Origin of the sequence: Streptomyces sp. NPDC005775 (assembly GCF_042871565.1) — a bacterium.
Classification (GTDB): domain Bacteria; phylum Actinomycetota; class Actinomycetes; order Streptomycetales; family Streptomycetaceae; genus Streptomyces.
The window spans coordinates 94,590-114,342 of sequence record NZ_JBIAIU010000006.1 but is presented as its reverse complement, the minus strand read 5'-3'; the positions used below and the strand labels follow the sequence as shown (position 1 = coordinate 114,342).

The window sequence follows — 19,753 nt, the reverse complement described above, 5'->3', positions numbered from 1 at the left end:
GCGGGCCTCAGGCCCCGTACGTCTCCAGCCACGCCGGGAACTCCGTCAGCGACGTGAGCACCACGCCCGCGCCCGCCGCCCGCAGTTCCGCCTCGTCGCACGGGCCCGTCGTCACGCCCACCGAGAAGGCGTTCGCCGCCTGGGCGCCGCGTACGTCGCCGGTGTGGTCGCCGACGTAGACCGACGCACCGTGCTCGCGCAGCGCCACCGCCTTCTGCTCGGCCCACAGGCCGCCGACGATCACGTCGGGTTCGATGCCGAGGTGGGTCAGGTGGAGCTTCGCGTTCGGTTCGTACTTGGCGGTGACGACCATCGTCCGGCCGCCCCGTGCGCGGATTGCCTCGATCGACTCCCGGGCGCCCGGCATCGCGAGCGAGGGGGCTATCGCGTATGTGGGATAGATCTCGCGGTAGCGGTCGGCGATCGCGGCCACATCGGCGGCCGGGAACCAGTGGGCGATCTCCTGCTCCAGCGGCGGCCCGAGGCGGCTCACCACCAGGTCCGTGTCGATGAACGCACCCGTCTCGGCGGAGAGTGCGCGAAAGGCGGCCGCGATGCCGGGCCGGGAGTCGATGAGGGTCATGTCCAGGTCGAAGCCGACCGTCAGTGCGTGGGAAGCCATGTCGTCCATTGTGCCGAGCCCGTACGCACCCCGGTACACCGCCGGACAGCCCCGCACAGGCGACGCTTAGACTTAGCCAAGCCTTACTTTGCTTGGCTTTGTCTCGCTTGTCGATTGTTGATTGGGTCCGATGTCAGCCGCCGCACCACGCCGCTCCAGACGCGCTCTCGCGACGGCGGCGGCCGTTGTGGCGCTGCTGATCGCGGTCCTGCTCAGCCTTGCCGTGGGGGCGCGCTCCATACCCCCGTCCGAGGTGTTCGACGCCCTGCTCCACGGCGGGCACTCCGACGCCGCCGAGGTCATCCGGAACATGCGGGTGCCCCGCACCCTGATCGGCCTGATGGTCGGCGCCTCGCTCGCCCTCGCCGGCACCGTGCTCCAGGGCATCACCCGTAACCCCATCGCCGACCCCGGCATCCTCGGCATCAGCCAGGGCGCCTCGGTCGGGGTGGTGCTCGCCATCGCGTACGCGGGGATCCACACGCTCACCGGGTACGTGTGGTTCGCCTTCGCCGGGGCGGCCATCGCGTCCGTCGCCGTGTACGCCATCGCCTCCAGCGGGCGCGGCGGCGCCACCCCCGTGAAACTCGCCCTCGGCGGCGCCGCGATCAACGCGCTGCTGGTGTCCGTGACCATGGCCGTGCTGACCACGAAGGCGTCCGCGCTGGACGAGTTCCGGTTCTGGCAGGTCGGCTCGATCGCCGGCCGCGAGGCCGAGGTGGCCCAGCAGATCTGGCCGTTCCTGCTGCTGGGGACGGTGCTCGTGCTCTGCGTCGCCCGTGGGCTCGACGCGCTCGCGCTCGGCGAGGACATGGCGAAGGGGCTGGGTCAGAAGATCGCGACCGTACGGATCGTCGGCGGCATCGGGGCCACCGTGCTCACCGGCGCCGGGGTCGCCGCGGCCGGCCCGATCGCCTTCATCGGACTCGCCGTTCCCCACATCGCCCGGGCCGTCGTCGGCAGCGACCACCGCTGGGTGCTCCCGATGGCCGCCCTGATCGGACCCGTGATGCTGCTCGTCTCCGACGTGATCGGCCGGATCGTCTTTCCGCCGAGCGAGGTGCCCGCCGGGGTCATGACGGCCCTGATCGGGGTGCCGTTCCTGGTCACGCTGGTGCGCCGGAAGGCGGTGCCCGCATGAGCGCCACCACGGCCGCGGTACGGCCCGCCGGGTACAGCCTCGTACGGATCGGGGCGCGCGGGCGGTTCCTGCTGCACCGGCGGGCCGCGGTCGTCGCCGCCTCGCTCATCGTGCTGCTGGCCGTCGTCTGCGTCGCGTACCTCTGCGTCGGCGAGAGCTTCGTCGCCCCGTCCGAGGTCCTGAACGTGATCCTGGGCCGGCCCTCCCCCGACGAACTCGTCGTCGGCACCCTGCGGCTGCCGCGCATGGTCGTCGGGCTCCTCGTCGGCCTCGCCTTCGGGATCGCCGGTGCGCTGATCCAGACCGTGGCCCGCAACCCCCTGGCGAGCCCCGACATCATCGGCATCAGTCAGGGCGCGAGCGCGCTCACGGTCGGCGCCATGACGTTCGGCATCACCTCGTACACCGTCCTGCCGTACCTGTCGGTGATCGGCGGGGTCGCGGCCGCGGCGCTCGTCTACGCCTTCGCGTGGCGCGGCGGTCTGCACGCCACCCGCTTCGTCCTCATCGGCATCGGCTTCGCGATCGCACTGCGGTCCGTCACCACGCTGTTCCTCACCAAGGGCGACTACCTCGTCGCCCAGCAGGCCCAGATCTGGATGACCGGCTCGCTCAACGGCCGCGGCTACGACGAGGCCGCCCCCATCGCCTGGACGCTGCTCATCCTGCTGCCCGCCGTCCTGTGGGCCGCCCGCGCCCAGCGGTCCGTGTCCATGGACGACGACACGGCGACCGCCCTCGGGGTCCGGCTCGGGCGGGTGCGGCTGGGGCTCGTCGCACTCGGCGTGATCCTGGCGTCCGTGGCCACGGGGACGGCCGGACCGGTCGACTTCGTCGCGCTGCTCGCCCCGCAGATCGCCCGCCGCATGACCCGCACCGCACAGATCCCGCTGCTCTGCTCGGCGCTGCTCGGCGCGGTGATCGTCGTCTTCGCGGACCTGCTGGCCCGCAGGCTCTTCTCCCCCACCGAACTCCCGGTGGGCGTCCTGACGGCGGCGGTCGGCGCCCCGTATCTGATCTGGCTGATCATCCGCGGTCATGGTGGCCGCTCGGGAGGCAACGCATGACCACGACCCGACAGCGGGACACCGCGACCAGCCGGCTGACGGTGCGCGAGCTGACCCTCGCGTACGAGGACCGCACCGTCGTCCACGAGCTGGACCTCGCCGTCCCCGACGGGAAGGTCACCGTCATCGTCGGACCGAACGCCTGCGGCAAGTCCACGACGCTGCGCGCCCTCGGCCGGCTCCTGAAGCCGCGGAGCGGGTCCGTGCTCCTGGACGGCACCGAGCTGTCGAAGATCCCCACGAAGCAGATCGCCCAGTCCATCGGGCTGCTCCCGCAGACCCCCGTGGCCCCCGAGGCGATCACCGTCTCCGACCTCGTCGCCCGCGGCCGCCAGCCCCACCAGCACTGGTGGCAGCAGTGGTCCCAGGAGGACGAACGGGCGGTGACCGAGGCCATGGAGCGTACCGACATCACCGCGCTCGGCTCCCGGTCGGTGGACGAACTCTCCGGCGGCCAGCGCCAGCGCGTCTGGATCGCGATGGCGCTGGCCCAGGACACCGATCTGCTGCTGCTCGACGAGCCGACCACGTACCTCGACATCGCCCACCAGGTGGAGGTCCTCGACCTGGTGCGCCGGCTCGCCACCCCCGCCGCCGACGGGACCCGCGGCCGGACCGTGGTGACGGTCCTCCACGACCTCAACCAGGCCGCCCGCTACGCCGACCACCTCGTCGCCATGAAGGCCGGCCGGATCGTCGCCGAGGGCCACCCGCAGGACGTCGTCACCGCCGAACTCGTCCGCGAGGTCTTCGGCCTGGAGGCCGTGATCGTCCCGGACCCCGTGACGGGCTCCCCGCTCGTCGTACCGGGCGCGCCCTGGAGCCCCACCACGCCTGCCGACGCTCCTCCCACCGAACGAAAGGCACCGCTGACATGACCGGAACCCTGCGCAACCGACATGGCCTCCTCGCCGGTTCCCTCGCCGTGACGGCCGCACTCGCCCTGTCCGCCTGCGGATCCTCGGACTCCTCCGACGCGGGCTCCGGCGGCGAGTCCGGCGGCGGTACACACACCGTGAAGACCGCCATGGGCGACGTGGCGGTGCCCGACGCGCCGAAGCGGGTCGTCGTCCTGGACACCGCCGAACTGGACTCGGCCCTCACCCTCGGCGTGAAGCCCGTCGGCGCGACGCACGCGGACGTCGAGTCGGGCTTCCTGAACTACCTGCCCGAGGAACAGCTCGCCGGCATCAAGGACGTCGGCGCGATGATGACGCCGAACCTGGAGTCCATCGCGGCGCTGAAGCCCGACCTGATCCTCACGAGCAAGATCCGGCACGGCGACAAGTACGCCGAACTGAAGAAGATCGCGCCGACCGTGATGACGGAGAACACGGGTTACACCTGGAAGGAGAACTTCCAGCTGCACGCCGACGCCCTCGGCAAGAAGGCCGAGGCGAAGATGGTCACCGACGACTACGCCTCACACACCGCCGACATCACGAAGGCGCTCGGCGGCAAGGAGAAGACCGCCGCGACCGAGGTCAACATGGTGCGGTTCGTCGAGGGCGCGGACATCCGCATCTACGGCAAGCAGAACTACATCGCGACGATCCTCGCCGACGTGGGCCTCGGCCGTCCGGCGATCACGGACAAGGCCAAGGACGGCTTCTCGTACGACGTCAGCCCCGAGAAGATCGACCTCGCCGACGCGGACGTCGTCTTCCACTCCACGTACGGCGACCCGGAGAAGTCCAAGGAGACGCAGACCACGGGCAGCGGCCTGTGGAAGAACATGTCCGCGGTGAAGGGCGGCAAGGTCTTCAACGTCGACGACCAGCTGTGGATCCAGGGGATCGGGTACACGGCGGCGGACAAGATCCTGAACGAGCTCCTGACGGACCTGAAGTAGGACGGCGTCGTCCTTGGTGCGGGGTTCTGTGGCTCGGGGTTCCGTCCTCAATCGCCGGACGGGCTTGGTGCGGGTCCCCCGCGGGGTCGCTTCTGTCCGGTGGGTGGGGGTTCGGGGTCCCTCCGGGGCGTCTCCTCAAACGACGAACGTTCGGCGGGTCCGTAGCCGACCCGGGTCGATGTTCGTCGTCCTGCGGGGACTCCCCTGCACGCCCCCGAACCCGGCCGTCTCGCGTGTGCGACCGGCCGGGACCGGGTGGGGGCGTGCAGGGCAGTCCCCGCAGAAGAGGGCGTACGACCCCGGGTACCTGTTCGTCGTCGGGCGCACACGCCATTTTTGAGGAGAACTGCCCGGAGGGCCCCCACCCCCACCCACCGGGCAGAAGGGCCCCGGAACGGGGCAACCTCACCCGCCCGCCCGAGGGCCCCGCGCCCGCCACACCAGGTACAGCGCCGAGGCCACGGCCGCCCCCCGCAGCACCCACGGCCACGCCTCGCCGATCGCCGGGCTCATCTGCCCCTCCGCGATGGGCGCGCCCCACCGGCCGTCCATCCGGCCCCACAGCCAGACCAGGGCGCCCGCCGCGACGGCCCCGGGCAGCCACATCGCCACCCACTTCGCCTCCGTGCGCGACAACTTGCGGGAGCCGTACGCGAGCAGCCAGCCGACCGCCAGGGGCAGCAGGGCCTGCGGGGCGTCCATCGCCGCTCCGACCGCCAGCAGCGCTGCGGGGAGCAGCAGTCCGGGGTGCGAGAACCCGCGGGAAGGGGCGTCCTCGCGGGCGCGGCGCAGCCGTGGCAGCCGCCGCCTGCGCGGCGTTCCCGCCTCCTCAGCCTCCTCCTCGTGCTCCTCGTCGTCCTCGTACGCGTCGTCCTCGTCCTCGTACGCCTCGTCATCCGCCGCAGGCGGCCTCAGGAGGGCCGGGATCTCCACCCCGCCCCGGAAGCCCGGCACGTCGGTCCCCGCGCCGAACTCGCCGACGTCGCCGAACCGGCCCGGGGCCACGCTCCACCAGTCCGTGTCGTCCCCGGAGGGGCCGAGTTCGTCCGAACCCGCCCGGTGCGGCGGTGACGGCGCCGGCGCGGGTGACGTCCCCGAAGCCTGCCCCCGGGCTTCCGACGCGCCCTTGCGTGAACTGTCTTTCCGGAGCCTCGCCCGGCGCGGGCGCGGGACCCCCGCCGGCGCGCCGCCCGGGTCCGGCTCCTGGGGCGACGGCGGTGTCCCACCGGCCGACGAGGCCGCCGCAGCGACCAGTTCGTCGGGAGTGCCGAGCTTCCCGATGATGCGCCGCACCGCCCCGGGCGTGTCCGCCGCCTGCGCCACGCGCTGCCGGTCGATCTCGCCCCGCAGCGTCGACACGAGCCTCATCCGGGTGCCCGAGGACAGCTGTTGCCGCTGCGCCAGGTCGCCGACCCGGCTCAGGTAGTCGTAGACCAGCTGGTCGCTCTCGATCCCCACGCGATGGTTCCCCTCTACGGCCCTGCACCGACGGTAGCGCCCTCGGGCCTGTCCGGAGCGACTACCGTGGGACGGATGGGGATGACCACACCACCGCGGACGCTCGCCGAGGCTCTGCGCGCCCGGGACGACGAGTCACTGGCCGGGCTGCTGCGTGCCCGGCCCGATCTCCTCTCCCCCGTGCCCGGCGACATCACCCAGCTCGCGACTCGCGCCGGCACCCGTGCCTCCGTCGTCCGCGCCCTGGAGCACCTCGACCGCTTCGCCCTGCAGACCGCGGAGGCGCTGGCGGTCGCACCCGACCCGGCCCCGTACGACATCCTGCTCGGCCTGCTCACGGGCCACGGCCAGGACGACGGGGAGCACCGCGACGACGCGGGCGCCGCGATCGTTGCGGCTTTGCCCGGTGCGCTCGCGACTCTGCGCGAACAGGCCCTCGTCTGGGGCGAGAACGACCGGCTGCGCCTGGTGCGTACCGCCCGTGAGCTGCTGTCGCCGTCCCCGCAGCACCCCTCCCCCACCGGTCTCGGGCCGACCGTCGCCGAGGCCACCGCCGGGATGTCGCCCGGCCGGCTCCAGGAGATCCTCCGGGCGGCCGGACTGCCGGCCACCCATGACCCCGTCTCCGCGGTGGGCGCCCTGTCCGCGCTGTTCACCGACCGCACCCGGATGGGCGAACTCCTCGACACCGCCCCGGTGGAGGCCCTGTCGGTACTGGACAGGCTCGTCTGGGGCCCGCCGTACGGCGAGGTGACCCCGAACCCCACCCCGCCCGTGAAGTGGCTGCGCGACCGCGGCCTGCTGCTGCCCGTGTCGACCCGGACCGTCGTCCTGCCGCGCGAGGCCGCGCTGCATCTGCGCGCCGGGCGCGCCCACCGCGTGCCCGAACCGCAGCCGCCCGCCGTCGTCGCCGCGGCCGAACGCGATCCACAGGCTGTGGACAGCGCCGCCGCCGGTCAGGCGTTCCTCGCGGTGTCGACCGTCGAGGAGTTGCTCAAGAGCTGGAACGGCGGCGGCCCCGCCATACTGCGGGCCGGTGGCCTCAGCGTCCGCGAACTGAAGAAGACCGCCACCTCCCTCGACGTCTCCGAACCCGTCGCCGCGTTCTGGATCGAACTCGCCTACGCCGCCGGGCTGCTGGCCTCCGACGGTGAGGCGGACGAGCGGTACGCGCCGACTCCCGCGTACGACGACTGGACGGAACTGTCCGCCCAGGACCGCTGGGTGGACCTCGCTTCCGCCTGGCTCGCCGCCACCCGCACCGCGGGCCTGGTCGGCGGCCAGGACGCCAAGGGCCGCGCCCTGTCCGCCCTCGGCCCCGAACTCGACCGCTCCGCCGCGCCGGAGGTCCGCCGCCGGGTCCTGGACCTGCTCGCCGCGCTGCCGGCCGGCACCGCCCCGGACCCGGAGTCCCTGCTCGCCCGGCTCCGCTGGGAACGTCCGCTGCGCGGGGCCTCCGCGTCCGCCGGGGACACCACCGACCTGCGCTCCCGGATCGCCCTGTGGACGCTCAACGAGTCGGAGCTCCTCGGCATCACCGGCCGCGGTGCCCTTGCCTCGCAGACCCGCTCCCTGCTCACCGGCGGGCCCGTCGAGGCCGCCGCCCGGCTCGCCCCGCTCATCCCGGAACCCCTCGACCACGTCCTGCTCCAGGCCGACCTGACGGCCGTCGCCCCCGGCCCCCTGGAACGCCCCCTCGCGGACATGCTCGCCGCCCTCGCGGACATCGAGTCCAAGGGCGGCGCGACGGTCTACCGCTTCACCCCCGGCTCCGTGCGCCGCGCCCTGGACGCCGGGCAGTCCGCCGCCGACCTGCACGCCTTCCTCGCCGCGCACAGCCGCACGCCGGTGCCGCAGCCCCTCAGCTACCTCATCGACGACGTGGCCCGCCGCCACGGCCACCTGCGGATCGGCGCCGCCTCCTCGTACGTGCGCTGCGACGACGAGGCCGTCCTCAACGAGATCCTCGCCGACAAGCGTTCCGCGACCCTGCGGCTGCGCCGCCTCGCCCCGACGGCCCTGGCCGCTCAGATCGACCCGGCGTCCCTCCTCGAAGGCCTGCGCGAACTCGGATACGCGCCCGCCGCGGAGTCCGCCGACGGCGACGTCCTGATCACCCGCGCGGGGGCGGTCCGCACGCCGCCGCGCACGGCCCCCGCCCCCGTACCCGAGGGCCCGCCGGTCCCCGACGACACCCTCCTCGGTGCGGCGGTCCGGGCGATCCGGGCCGGGGACACGGCGGCGACGGTCGTCCACAAGGAAACGGGCCCCTCCGCGCCCGCCGGCTCCCTGCCCCGTACTACCTCCGCCGAGACCCTGGTCACCGTCCAGGCCGCGGCGATGACGGGCTCGGCGATCTGGATCGGCTACGTCAACGCGGAGGGCGCGGCCAGCCAGCGGGTGATCGCCCCGGTCCGCGTCGAGGGCGGCTACGTGACGGCGTACGACCACACGGCGGACGAGGTCCGCACGTATCCGCTCCACCGGATCACGGGCGTGGCGGAACTGGCCGACGACCAGACGTCGTAACGGCTCCCCGGGCGCGGTTTTCCGTGGGCTGGGGGTTCCGTCCTCAAGCGCCGGACGGGCTGGGTTTGTGGGTGGGGGTCCGGGATCCCTCCGGGGCGTTTCCTCGAACGACGAACGTTCGGCGGGTACGCGATGGACCCGGGTATCTGTTCGTCGTCCTGCGGGGACTCCCCTGCACGCCCCCGAACCCGCCCGCCGTGAGTCTGCGACGGTCATCGGGCTGATCCGCAGACGCAGGAGCGGCCGGGTGGGGGCGTGCAGGGCAGTCCCCGCAGAAAATGGCGTACGACCCGGGTACCTGTTCGTCGTCGGGTGCACACGCCATTTTTGAGGAGTCTGCCCGGAGGGCCCCCACCCCCACCCACCGGGGCAGAAGCGCACCCCGCGGAGCACCCGCACAAAACCAGCCCGTCCGGCGCTTGAGGACGGAACCCCGCGCCCGGGCCGGGGCACGCAGAACACCCCCGCCCCCACATACGGCACACTGGACGTTTGGCCGGTACACGGCCGCCCCGCCGTAGAAAGGGCCGAAGCGCGTGACAGGACCCCTCATCGTCCAGAGCGACAAGACGCTGCTCCTCGAAGTCGACCACGAGCAGGCCGACGCCTGCCGCCGGGTGATCGCCCCCTTCGCGGAGCTGGAGCGTGCGCCCGAGCACATCCACACCTACCGGCTGACCCCGCTCGGGCTGTGGAACGCCCGCGCCGCGGGGCACGACGCCGAGCAGGTCGTCGACGCGCTCGTGAAGTACTCGCGTTACCCCGTACCGCACGCGCTGCTCGTCGACATCGCCGAGACGATGGACCGCTACGGCCGCCTCACGCTGTCCAAGCACCCGGTCCACGGGCTGGTGCTGACCTCCACGGACCGGCCGGTCCTGGAGGAGATCCTGCGGTCGAAGAAGGTCCAGCCGCTGGTCGGGGCCCGGATCGACCCGGACACCGTGGCCGTGCACCCGTCCGAGCGCGGGCAGGTCAAGCAGACGCTGCTGAAGCTGGGCTGGCCCGCCGAGGACCTCGCGGGGTACGTGGACGGCGAGGCGCACCCGATCGAGCTGGACGAGAACGGCTGGGCCCTGCGGCCGTACCAGCAGCAGGCCGTCGAGGGGTTCTGGCACGGCGGGTCCGGGGTGGTCGTGCTGCCCTGTGGCGCGGGCAAGACGCTGGTCGGGGCGGGCGCGATGGCGCAGGCCAAGGCGACCACGCTGATCCTGGTCACGAACACCGTCTCGGCGCGGCAGTGGAAGCACGAGCTGGTGAAGCGGACCTCGCTGACCGAGGACGAGATCGGCGAGTACAGCGGTACGCGCAAGGAGATCCGGCCGGTCACCATCGCCACGTACCAGGTGCTGACGACCCGCCGTAAGGGCGTGTACGCACACCTGGAGCTGTTCGACTCCCGGGACTGGGGGCTGGTGATCTACGACGAGGTGCATCTGCTGCCCGCGCCCGTCTTCAAGTTCACCGCCGATCTCCAGGCGCGGCGCCGGCTGGGGCTCACGGCCACGCTGGTGCGGGAGGACGGACGCGAGTCGGACGTCTTCTCGCTGATCGGGCCCAAGCGGTTCGACGCCCCGTGGAAGGAGATCGAGGCGCAGGGCTACATCGCACCCGCCGACTGTGTGGAGGTGCGGGTCAACCTGACGGACTCCGAGCGGCTCGCGTACGCGACCGCCGAGCCCGAGGAGAAGTACCGGTTCTGCGCGACGACCGCGACGAAGCGGAAGGTCACCGAGGCCCTGGTGCGCAAGCACGCGGGCGAGCAGACCCTGGTCATCGGGCAGTACATCGACCAGCTCGACGAGCTGGGTGAGCACCTGGACGCCCCGGTGATCAAGGGCGAGACCAGCAACGCCCAGCGGGAGAAGCTGTTCGACGCCTTCCGGCAGGGTGAGATCAGCGTGCTGGTCGTGTCGAAGGTGGCGAACTTCTCGATCGACCTGCCGGAGGCCACCGTCGCCATTCAGGTGTCGGGCACCTTCGGCTCACGTCAGGAGGAGGCCCAGCGGCTCGGCCGGGTGCTGCGGCCGAAGGCGGACGGGCACGAGGCGCGGTTCTACTCGGTGGTCGCGCGCGACACGATCGACCAGGACTTCGCGGCGCACCGCCAGCGCTTCCTGGCCGAGCAGGGCTACGCGTACCGGATCGTGGACGCGGACGAGCTGCTGTCGGACAGCTGACGGCGAGGGTCCTCCGTACGCTCAGTGCGTGCGGAGGACGCCCGCCTCCTCCGCGTACTCGCCGAGGACGACGACGCCGAACGCCGCCCGTACGAAGACCTTGACGGCGCGCAGTGCCTCTCCGGTGCGGTGGTGGGAGTGACCGGTGGCCGCTGTCGCGCCGTGCGCGGGGCCGGTCCTTCGCGGGTTCAGGGTGACGGTGCTCATGTCTTCCATGGTGCTCCGGACGGGCCGCGGGGGCGTCGGTCCGCGGGTGGAACCCTGGGCGCGTGCTTCTACCTCTGGAGTCGCACGGCGTCCCCTACGGGGTGGAGGCGCGATATTCGTTCGCGTCGCACAGGACAGGTCGATACAATCGCCGGTCTGCCCGCCTCCCGCACCGTGGTACCGGCCGTCCGCAAGGACGCGCGCCGGCAGCCGGGGGAGCGCCGCCGACCGGACGGAAACCGGCCGACAGCCGTACGTGCGCCCGCGTGCGTACCAGTGATCGATTCCTGAGCGGACCGCATCGCCTCCCTCGGTGCGGCCCGCCGTCCTGCGTTGAATGCCGGAGGCAACACCGTGCCCGCGCACGAACACGAAAGCGACACCACCACCGACCCCCTCGCCCATGAGCGCGCCCATCTCGCCGCCTCGCGCGCCGCGCTGCGCGCCATGCGCGAGGACGCCCAGGCCCTGAACATCCGCGATGTCACGGCGAACTGGGTGAACGCCGCCGTACTCCAGGCCCAGATCGCCGACCGCATCAAGTCGCTCGCCGACCTCTCCCACACCCCGCTCTTCTTCGGGCGGCTGGACTACCTCCACGTGGTGGGCGCGGCCCAGGCCGAGGGCGCGGAGGGCGAGCAGTTCTACATCGGGCGCCGCCACGTCCACGACGCCGACGGTGATCCGATGGTCATCGACTGGCGTGCGCCGGTCTCCCAGCCGTTCTACCGGGCGTCCCGCAAGGACCCGCTGGACGTCGGTCAGCGGCGTCGCTTCGGCTACACGGGCGGTGAGCTGACCGCGTACGAGGACGAGCACCTCACCGATCCGACGGAGACCGAGCGGACCAGCAAGCTCCTCCAGGCGGAGATCGAGCGGCCCCGTGTCGGTCCGATGCGTGACATCGTCGCGACGATCCAGCCCGAGCAGGACGAGATCGTCCGCAGCGGCCTCGGCGGGTCGGTGTGCGTGCAGGGCGGGCCCGGCACCGGTAAGACGGCCGTCGGCCTGCACCGGGTCGCGTATCTGCTGTACGCGCACCGCGAGCGCCTCGCCCGCACCGGAACGCTCGTCATCGGGCCGAACAAGTCGTTCCTCCACTACATCGAGCAGGTGCTGCCGGCCCTCGGTGAGATGGAGGTGAAGCAGGCGACCGTCGACGACCTGGTGACGGCACAGGTCGAGGTGCGGTCCACGGACGACGCGCGGGCCGCCGTCGTGAAGGGCGACGCCCGGATGGCGGAGGTGCTGCGCAGGGCGATCCGTTCGCACGTGACGATGCCCGCCGAGCCGGTCATGGTGGTGCGCGGATCGCGGCGCTGGCGGGTTCCGGCGTACGAGATCGAGGAGATGGTGAAGGAGCTGCTGGCCCGCGACATGCGGTACGGGGCCGCGCACGAGGCCCTTCCGCAGCGCATCGCGCACGCCGTGCTGGTGCGGATGGAGGAGGCGGGCGAGGCGCCCGACGACCGGGTGCAGAACGCGGTGGCGCGCACCCCGGCGGTGAAGGCGGCGGTGAAGGCGATCTGGCCGGCGGTCGAGCCGTCGAAGCTGGTGCTGCGGCTGCTGTCGGACCCGGAGTTCCTGGCCGCGCACGCGGACGGGCTGCTGAGCGAGGACGAGCAGAAGACGATCCTGTGGGCGCTGCCCGGATCCGGTAAGAAGCCCGCCCGCAGCGTGAAGTCCGCGAAGTGGTCGGCGGCGGACGCGGTGCTCATCGACGAGGCGGCCGACCTGGTGGCGCGTACGCACTCGCTGGGTCACGTCGTCATCGACGAGGCCCAGGACCTGTCCCCCATGCAGTACCGGGCGGTGGGCCGGCGCTGCTCGACCGGTTCGGCGACCGTGCTCGGCGACCTGGCGCAGGGTACGACGCCGTGGTCGACGCGGAGCTGGGAGGAGGCGCTGCACCACCTGGGGAAGTCGGACGCGGTGGTGGAGGAGCTGACGGCGGGCTTCCGTGTGCCGCGCGAGGTGATCGCGTACGCGTCCAGGCTGCTGCCGCTGATCTCGCCGGGTCTGGCGGCGGTGGAGTCGGTGCGTGAGTCGCCCGGTTCGCTGTCGGTCCGGGCGGTGGGGGCCGCAGGAACCGGTGCGCTGGACGCGGCGGTGGTCGCGGCGTGCGCGGAGTCGCTGGAGCAGGAGGGTTCGACCGGTCTGATCGCCGCCGACGCGCGCATCCCGGCGCTGGCCGAGGCGCTGACCGCGGCGGGGCACTCGTATCTCTCCCCCGGTCAGGAGACGACCGCCGAGTCCCGGCTGACGCTGGTGCCCGCGTCGCTGGCGAAGGGTCTGGAGTACGACTACGTGGTGCTGGACGAACCGGCCGCCGTGGTCGACGGCGAGCCCGACGAGCGGACGGGGCTGCGCCGGCTGTACGTCGCCCTGACGCGTGCCGTGTCGGGGCTGATCGTCCTGCACGCGGCGCCGCTGCCGGAGCAACTGGGCTGAGACGGGCGGGGGCGGGAGCGGGTGGGCCCGCCCCCGCCCCCGCGTCCGGTCAGCCGGCCGTGCAGGCCCTCCCGTTCAGCTTGACCGTGCCCGGGTCCGCTGCCGGGCCCGTGACGTCGCTGTTGAACCCGAAGTCGACCGCCGCGCCCGGGGCGAGGGTGCGGTTCCAGGACAGCGGCGCGGCGGTGACCGTACGGCCGTACTGGGCGAGTTCGGCGCTCCAGGTGTGGCTGATCCTCTGGTCGCCCGGCAGCAGCCAGGTCAGGGACCAGGGGGTGAGCGCCTCGGTTCCGGTGTTCTTCACCGTGACCGTGGTGGTCGAGCCGGTGCGCCACGGGTGCGAGGAGTACGTGACGGTGCAGGCGCGGGCCGGGCCCGCCCCGTCACCGGCGTCGTCCAGGTAGGAGGCGACGAAGGCCAGCGGCGCGTTCCAGTTGATGGCGACCTCGTTGGTGGCGTACGAGCCGTTGTCGTCGAGATAACACATCGCCGCCGCGCAGCCGCCCAGCTTCTCGGCGGCCGCCGGGTCCCCGGACGTGGGCGCGGTGAGGTTCGGCCCGCCCGCGAGGGAGCCGGCCGGCGGGTGGGGCAGGTCGGGGTCGCTCTGGTGCGCCCACACCCGGTGGTGCTGGTTCTCGGAGCTGCGCTCGCCGTATCCGGTGACGTACGACTGGTTCAGCGGGTTGCGCCCGAAGAGGTAGTCCGCGCCGCGCAGCACCGCGTCGCGGTATCCGGCCTTCCCGGTGAGGTCGGCGGCGGTGGCGAGCACGATCATGTTGTTGAGCACCTGGCTGTTTGATCCCCAGGCGTAGTTCTGTCCGGCCGGGGCGTACGGCACGCCGTACAGCTGGTCCTCGGTCTGAGCGGCGTAGCGGTCGGCGGCGGTGGTCACCACGGTGCGGACCTGGGCCAACTGGCCGGCGGTCAGGTCGTTGGGCACGGTGGCCAGGGTCAGCACGCCGAGACCCGCGGTCCCGCCCCACCACATGCCGCCGTCGGCCGGGAAGGCCGCGTCGGTGTCGCCGTGCAGGGGCGAGCCGAGGAGCGCCTGGCGGTAGGTGTCGGCGCCGGTGGTGGTGAACAGTTCGGCGGCGGCCCAGTAGAACTCGTCGGAGACGTCGTTGTCGCTGTAGGTGCCGCCGCCGGTCCCGTCGTTGGGGTCGGCGAGCACGTCCGGGTGGGCCTTCGCGGCGTTCCATGCCGTCTCGGCGGCCGTACGGCACCGGGCGGCGAAGTCCGCGTCGTACGGGGCGTAGAGCCGGGCGCACTGGGCGGCCGTGGCAGCCAGGTTGAGGGTCGCGGCGGTGGACGGCGGGTGCAGCTCGCGCTGCTGCGGGTCCAGGTGCGGCATCATCGGCAGGCCGGTCCACTGGGCGTCGTGCACCTTGTGGTGGACCATTCCGGCGAGCGGCTGCCCGGCCGGGACCTGCATGCGCATCAGGAAGTCGAGCTCCCAGCGCGCCTCGTCGAGGATGTCCGGCACGTCGTTGCCGTGCTCGGGGACGCGCAGCGCGCCGTCGCCGAGTTCGGCGGACTCCGCCGCGTCGGCCGTCAGGGTCCGCTCGTAGGTGTCCATCAGTTCGGCGACGGCGATGCCGCCGTTGACCACGTACTTGCCCTGGTCACCGGCGTCGTACCAGCCGCCGCGCACATCGAGCCGGTAGTCGCAGACGCCCGGCTGGCAGGGCACGTCCGTGTCGCCCTTGTTGGGGGCGACATCGAGGTGTCCGGCCGGGCGCGCGTACTGCTCGCCGACGAGGTCCGCGTCGATCTCGATGCCGCTGCGGTTCTGGTAGAAGTACGCGAGCGAGTCGCCGCGCAGGGTGTCGTACAGGTCGGACCCGATCGAGAACGGTTCGCTGACCTGGCCGTCCGCCTCGACGGTGTAGCCGTCACCGGCGGTGGTGACGTCGCTGAAGTCGAAGGTGTGGACGTTCTGGCGCGAGGTGGGGTCGATGCCGCCCGGAGTGGTGGTGCCGGTGGCGGCCGCCGTTCCGTCGGCCGTCCGGAGGGTCCAGGGCAGCGGGTCGGTCGCGTCGGTGACCAGGGTGGCGTTCTTGGGGCCCTGCGGGAGGTAGCCGACCTGGTTCACGCGGACGCGCGAGCCGGTGTCGGGCACGTACACGGGCGGCTCGGCACCGCCGCGCAGGGACACGTCGTCGAGGCAGAAGGTGGCCGCCTCGTCGCTGCCGCCTATCTGGAAGGCGAGCTGGGCGGCGTCGCGGTCCGCGGTCGCGGTGAAGACGTGCGTGACGGGGGCCGCCTCCGTGCCGATCAGGTCGGTCGCGGAGAGGTCCGTCGTCCACGGGTCGGTGGCCATCTGCACGTTGGTGTGGATGGACAGCGGGGTGGTGGAGGTGGCCGTGTAGGTGAGGCTGTACGTCTCCCCCGCGACGAGCGGGATGTCGTTCTGGCCGACGATCACGTCCCACGGGTTGGCCGTTCCGGCCGGTACGTCGGTGCAGAGCCGGCCGTCCGTGACGGCGGCGGCGGTGTTGGCGGTCCACCACCAGGGCGCGGTGCCGGCGGCGAAGTCACCGTTGGTGATCTGCTCCGGGGCCGGGTCGGCGTCCTCGGCGGCGGCGCCCGGTGCGGTGAGGACACCGCCGAACAGAGCGGTGAGGGCTAACGTGCCGAGCACACGGCGCCCGCGCCGGGCGCGGGTGCGACCGGTGGGGGACGGGGGCGGAGAGGCGTTCACCGAGGGGCCTTTCGGTAGCAGCGAATGACGGTCCGAGGCACGACGGTTGAGCGGTGGGAACGCTCCCATTGGCTGAGGAAAACGCCGGGGAGGCACCGTGGGAGCGTTCCCACACCGCCGTGTGGCCATTGTGGAGCCGGTGGTGTTTGTTGCGCCAGGGTCGTGACAGCACGAGCCTGGCGCGCCAGGCCGGACCCCACGCACGACGGGCGGGGGCGGGACGCCGAATCCGGCATCCCGCCCCCGCCCGTAACGCCTGCGCGCGACCGCTCTACGCGTCGAGCACGTCCCGCCATTCCCGTACCGCGGCCTCGTCCACCGGCCCCGACCAGCCGCCGGGCCGGGCGGCCCCGCCGATGTGGACGGCGTCGATGCCCGCGGTGAGCAGCTCCGGCAAGTGCTCCAGCCGCAGGCCGCCGCCCACGAGGATCTGCGGCTCGTACCCGGGCTCACCCTTGCGCGCCGCCTCGACGACCAGCGTCGGGATGCCGTCGTCCACCCCGGCGGGCGAGCCCGCGGTGAGGTACGTGTCCAGGCCCGGCAGGTCGGCGAGGGCCTTGCGCAGCGCGTCCCGGTCGACGGCGCGGTCGATCGCGCGGTGGAAGGTCCAGTCGCAGCCGTCGAGCTCGGCGACGATGCGCTCGACCGCGACGAGGTCGGGATGGCCGTCCTCGTCCAGGAAGCCGAGCACGAACTCGTCCGCGCCCTCCGCACGCAGCTCGCGCGCCTTGCGTACGAGTACGCCGACGTCGCCGGCCGCGAAGCCGTCCGCCACCCTGAGCATCACCCGCAGCGGGATGTCCACCGCGGCGCGGATCGCCGCGAATGTCGCGCAGGACGGGGTGAGACCGTCCGCCGCCATGTCGGTGACCAGCTCAAGCCGGTCCGCACCACCCGCCTGGGCAGCGACCGCGTCGCCCGCGTCGAGAGCGATCACCTCCAGGAGTGCACGGTTGCTCATGGGAACCCAATCCTCCAGAAACCATCTATAGGTCTAGTCCAATGCCAGCCTACGGGGCGGTAGGCGTGGGCGCAGCCTCACCGTGAACGTGAAGATACGCGAGGCCGGCCGCCCGACAGGCGACCGGAGGCGGGCGGCCCGGCGGTCGATGGACGGATGGCCTTGCGTTCGAATAGGGGCAGGGGGTATACCTGAGTCATCCATACATACCCCCTAGGGGTATCAATCGAACTCCGGATGAACGAGCGAAGGAGGGCCCCGTGTCCGCGCAGACCGCAGCCACCGTCGGCACCACTGCCCCCAGTGGTCCCGCCGGTACCGGCGTCGCCGCAGAGGTCGAGCTCGCCATCGGGGGCATGACCTGTGCCTCGTGCGCGGCCCGGATCGAGAAGAAGCTCAACCGGATGGACGGGGTCGAGGCCACCGTCAACTACGCCACCGAGAAGGCCAAGGTCAGCTATCGGGGCCAGGACGTCTCCGTGCGGGACCTGATCGCCACGGTCGAGAAGACCGGGTACACGGCACACGAGCCCGCTCCCCCGGTACGTGCCGGCGACGCCCCCCTCAAGGAGGACGACGAGGCGGACGCGCTCCGCCCGCTGCGTCAGCGGCTGCTCACCGCCGTCCTGCTCGCGTTGCCGGTGATCGCGATGTCGATGATCCCCGCGCTCCAGTTCGACAACTGGCAGTGGCTCTCCCTCACCCTCACCGCACCCGTGGTCACCTACGCCGCCTGGCCCTTCCACCGCGCCGCGTGGACCAACGCCCGGCACGGCGCGGCCACCATGGACACGCTGATCTCGGTCGGCACCTCGGCCGCGTTCCTCTGGTCGCTGTGGGCCCTGTTCTTCGGCACCGCCGGAATGACCGGCATGACGCATCCCTTCGAACTGACCATCGGCCGCACCGACGGCTCCGGGAACATCTACCTGGAGGCGGCTGCCGGCGTCACCGCGTTCATCCTGGCCGGGCGCTACTTCGAGGCCCGCTCCAAGCGGAAGGCGGGCGCCGCGCTGAAGGCGCTGCTGGAGCTCGGCGCGAAGGAGGTCACCGTCCTGCGCGAGGGCCACGAGGTCACCGTGGCCGCGGCCGAACTCCGGGTCGGGGACCGGTTCCTGGTCCGGCCCGGCGAGAAGATCGCCACGGACGGCACCGTGGTGGAGGGCAGTTCGGCGGTGGACGCCTCCATGCTCACCGGTGAGTCCGTCCCCGTGGAGGTCGCGGTCGGCGACCCCGTGACCGGCGCGACGCTGAACGCGGGCGGCCGGCTCGTCGTCGAGGCGACGCGGGTCGGCGCCGACACCCAGCTGGCCCGGATGGCGAAGCTCGTCGAGGACGCGCAGAACGGCAAGGCCTCGGCCCAGCGACTGGCCGACCGGATCTCGGCGGTGTTCGTCCCCGTCGTGATCGCGCTCGCGCTCGGCACGCTCGGCTTCTGGCTGGGCAGCGGTCAGGGCCTGACGGCCGCGTTCACGGCCGCCGTGGCCGTTCTGATCATCGCCTGCCCCTGCGCCCTGGGCCTCGCCACCCCGACCGCCCTCATGGTCGGCACCGGACGCGGCGCCCAGCTCGGCATCCTCATCAAGGGCCCCGAAGTCCTGGAGACCACCCGCCGCGTCGACACGATCGTCCTCGACAAGACCGGCACCGTAACCACCGGAAAGATGACCCTCCAGACCGTCCACACCGCCGACGGCGTCGCCGAGACCGACGTCCTGCGCCTCGCCGGAGCCCTCGAACACGCCTCCGAACACCCCATCGCCCAGGCCGTCGCCACCGGAGCCACCGACCGCACCGGCGCCCCCCTCCCCACCCCCGAGGACTTCACCAACGTCCCCGGCCTCGGCGTCCAGGGCATCGTCGAGGGCCACGCCGTCCTCGTCGGACGCGAGGCGCTGCTGGCCGAGTGGGAGATCCACCTGCCCGTGGAACTGGGCCGTCGCAAGGCCGAGGCGGAGGCCGCGGGCCGTACCGCCATCGCGGTCGCCTGGGACGGCGAGGCGCGCGCGGTCCTGGAGGTGGCCGACGCGGTGAAGGACACCAGCGCCGAGGCGATCGCGCGGCTGCGCGCCCTCGGACTGACGCCGATCCTGCTGACCGGCGACAACCGGGCGGTGGCGGAATCCGTCGCGGCCGAGGTCGGCATCGACGAGGTGTACGCGGAGGTCATGCCGCAGGACAAGGTCGACGTCGTCAAGCGCCTCCAGGGAGAGGGCCGGTCGGTCGCGATGGTCGGTGACGGCGTGAACGACGCGGCCGCCCTCGCCCAGGCCGACCTGGGCCTCGCCATGGGCACGGGCACGGACGCGGCGATCGAGGCCGGCGACCTGACCCTGGTGCGCGGGGACCTGCGGGCCGCCGCCGACGCGATCCGGCTGTCACGGAAGACGCTCGGCACCATCCGTACGAACCTGTTCTGGGCCTTCGCCTACAACGTGGCCGCGCTGCCGCTGGCCGCGATGGGGCTGCTGAACCCGATGATCGCGGGCGCGGCCATGGCGTTCTCCTCCGTGTTCGTGGTCGGGAACTCGCTGCGGCTGCGCGGGTTCCGGGCGGGGGTGTAGTCCACCTCGGCCTCGGCTTG

The 19,753-nt window shown here is 72.6% G+C and carries 13 protein-coding genes; 8 read left to right on the top strand and 5 right to left on the bottom strand.

Translation table 11 applies throughout. The features are described from left to right. Nucleotides 1-7: 7 nt before the first annotated feature. A complete protein-coding gene (locus ACFYPA_RS16065; protein ID WP_389132279.1) occupies nt 8-631 on the bottom strand; it encodes an HAD family hydrolase in 624 nt (207 codons plus the stop codon). Nucleotides 632-752: 121 nt separating this feature from the next. On the opposite strand from ACFYPA_RS16065, the gene ACFYPA_RS16060 reads away from it, so the two are divergent. Genes ACFYPA_RS16060 through ACFYPA_RS16045 form a run of 4 tightly spaced genes read left to right on the top strand, consistent with a single transcriptional unit; the run spans nt 753 to nt 4,682 of the window. Further along, nucleotides 753-1,763 (top strand): iron ABC transporter permease, encoded by a 1,011-nt coding sequence (locus ACFYPA_RS16060; RefSeq protein ID WP_359077865.1) that lies wholly within the window; start codon nt 753-755, stop codon nt 1,761-1,763. Next, a complete protein-coding gene (locus tag ACFYPA_RS16055) occupies nt 1,760-2,830 on the top strand; it encodes an iron chelate uptake ABC transporter family permease subunit (protein ID WP_359077863.1) in 1,071 nt (356 codons plus the stop codon). Before ACFYPA_RS16060 ends, ACFYPA_RS16055 begins: the two co-directional genes overlap by 4 nt. Next, entirely contained in the window at nt 2,827-3,708 is an 882-nt protein-coding gene (locus ACFYPA_RS16050) for an ABC transporter ATP-binding protein (protein ID WP_389132275.1), read from the top strand. Before ACFYPA_RS16055 ends, ACFYPA_RS16050 begins: the two co-directional genes overlap by 4 nt. After that, nucleotides 3,705-4,682 carry an iron-siderophore ABC transporter substrate-binding protein gene (locus tag ACFYPA_RS16045; RefSeq protein WP_359077859.1) on the top strand — a complete coding sequence of 326 codons (978 nt, stop codon included), beginning with the start codon at nt 3,705-3,707 and terminating at the stop codon, nt 4,680-4,682. The genes ACFYPA_RS16050 and ACFYPA_RS16045 overlap by 4 nt, the downstream gene beginning before the upstream one ends. A 405-nt stretch (nt 4,683-5,087) precedes the next feature. On the opposite strand, the gene ACFYPA_RS16040 is transcribed toward ACFYPA_RS16045, so the two are convergent. Beyond that, nucleotides 5,088-6,140: a hypothetical protein gene (locus tag ACFYPA_RS16040; RefSeq protein ID WP_389132273.1), complete on the bottom strand. Its 1,053-nt coding sequence runs from the start codon at nt 6,138-6,140 to the stop codon at nt 5,088-5,090. A 75-nt stretch (nt 6,141-6,215) separates the two neighbouring features. Between ACFYPA_RS16040 and ACFYPA_RS16035 the strand changes: the two genes are divergently transcribed. Together ACFYPA_RS16035 and ACFYPA_RS16030 are read left to right on the top strand one after the other, a co-directional pair. Further along, nucleotides 6,216-8,669, top strand: coding sequence for a helicase C-terminal domain-containing protein (locus ACFYPA_RS16035; RefSeq protein WP_389132270.1), 2,454 nt, complete (start codon nt 6,216-6,218; stop codon nt 8,667-8,669). A gap of 536 nt (nt 8,670-9,205) precedes the next feature. Continuing rightward, a complete protein-coding gene (locus ACFYPA_RS16030) occupies nt 9,206-10,849 on the top strand; it encodes a DNA repair helicase XPB (protein WP_359085875.1) in 1,644 nt (547 codons plus the stop codon). A gap of 21 nt (nt 10,850-10,870) precedes the next feature. Here the strand turns inward: ACFYPA_RS16030 and ACFYPA_RS16025 are convergent, their stop codons facing one another. After that, a complete protein-coding gene (locus tag ACFYPA_RS16025; RefSeq protein WP_359085874.1) occupies nt 10,871-11,056 on the bottom strand; it encodes a hypothetical protein in 186 nt (61 codons plus the stop codon). 354 nt (nt 11,057-11,410) lie between these two features. Here ACFYPA_RS16025 and ACFYPA_RS16020 point away from each other — a divergent pair, with 354 nt between their 5' ends. Next, nucleotides 11,411-13,507 carry an ATP-binding domain-containing protein gene (locus tag ACFYPA_RS16020; RefSeq protein WP_359316342.1) on the top strand — a complete coding sequence of 699 codons (2,097 nt, stop codon included), beginning with the start codon at nt 11,411-11,413 and terminating at the stop codon, nt 13,505-13,507. 49 nt (nt 13,508-13,556) lie between these two features. On the opposite strand, the gene ACFYPA_RS16015 is transcribed toward ACFYPA_RS16020, so the two are convergent. Next, nucleotides 13,557-16,208, bottom strand: coding sequence for a glycoside hydrolase family 9 protein (locus ACFYPA_RS16015; RefSeq protein WP_389132266.1), 2,652 nt, complete (start codon nt 16,206-16,208; stop codon nt 13,557-13,559). Between the two features lie 271 nt (nt 16,209-16,479). Beyond that, complete coding sequence (locus ACFYPA_RS16010) at nt 16,480-17,169, bottom strand: copper homeostasis protein CutC (RefSeq protein ID WP_389132264.1); 690 nt, start codon at nt 17,167-17,169, stop codon at nt 16,480-16,482. A 260-nt stretch (nt 17,170-17,429) separates the two neighbouring features. Between ACFYPA_RS16010 and ACFYPA_RS16005 the strand changes: the two genes are divergently transcribed. Further along, the gene (locus ACFYPA_RS16005) at nt 17,430-19,733 is read left to right on the top strand and encodes a heavy metal translocating P-type ATPase (RefSeq protein WP_389132261.1); all 2,304 of its coding nucleotides are present in this window, start codon (nt 17,430-17,432) and stop codon (nt 19,731-19,733) included. The last annotated feature ends 20 nt before the right edge of the window (nt 19,734-19,753 follow it).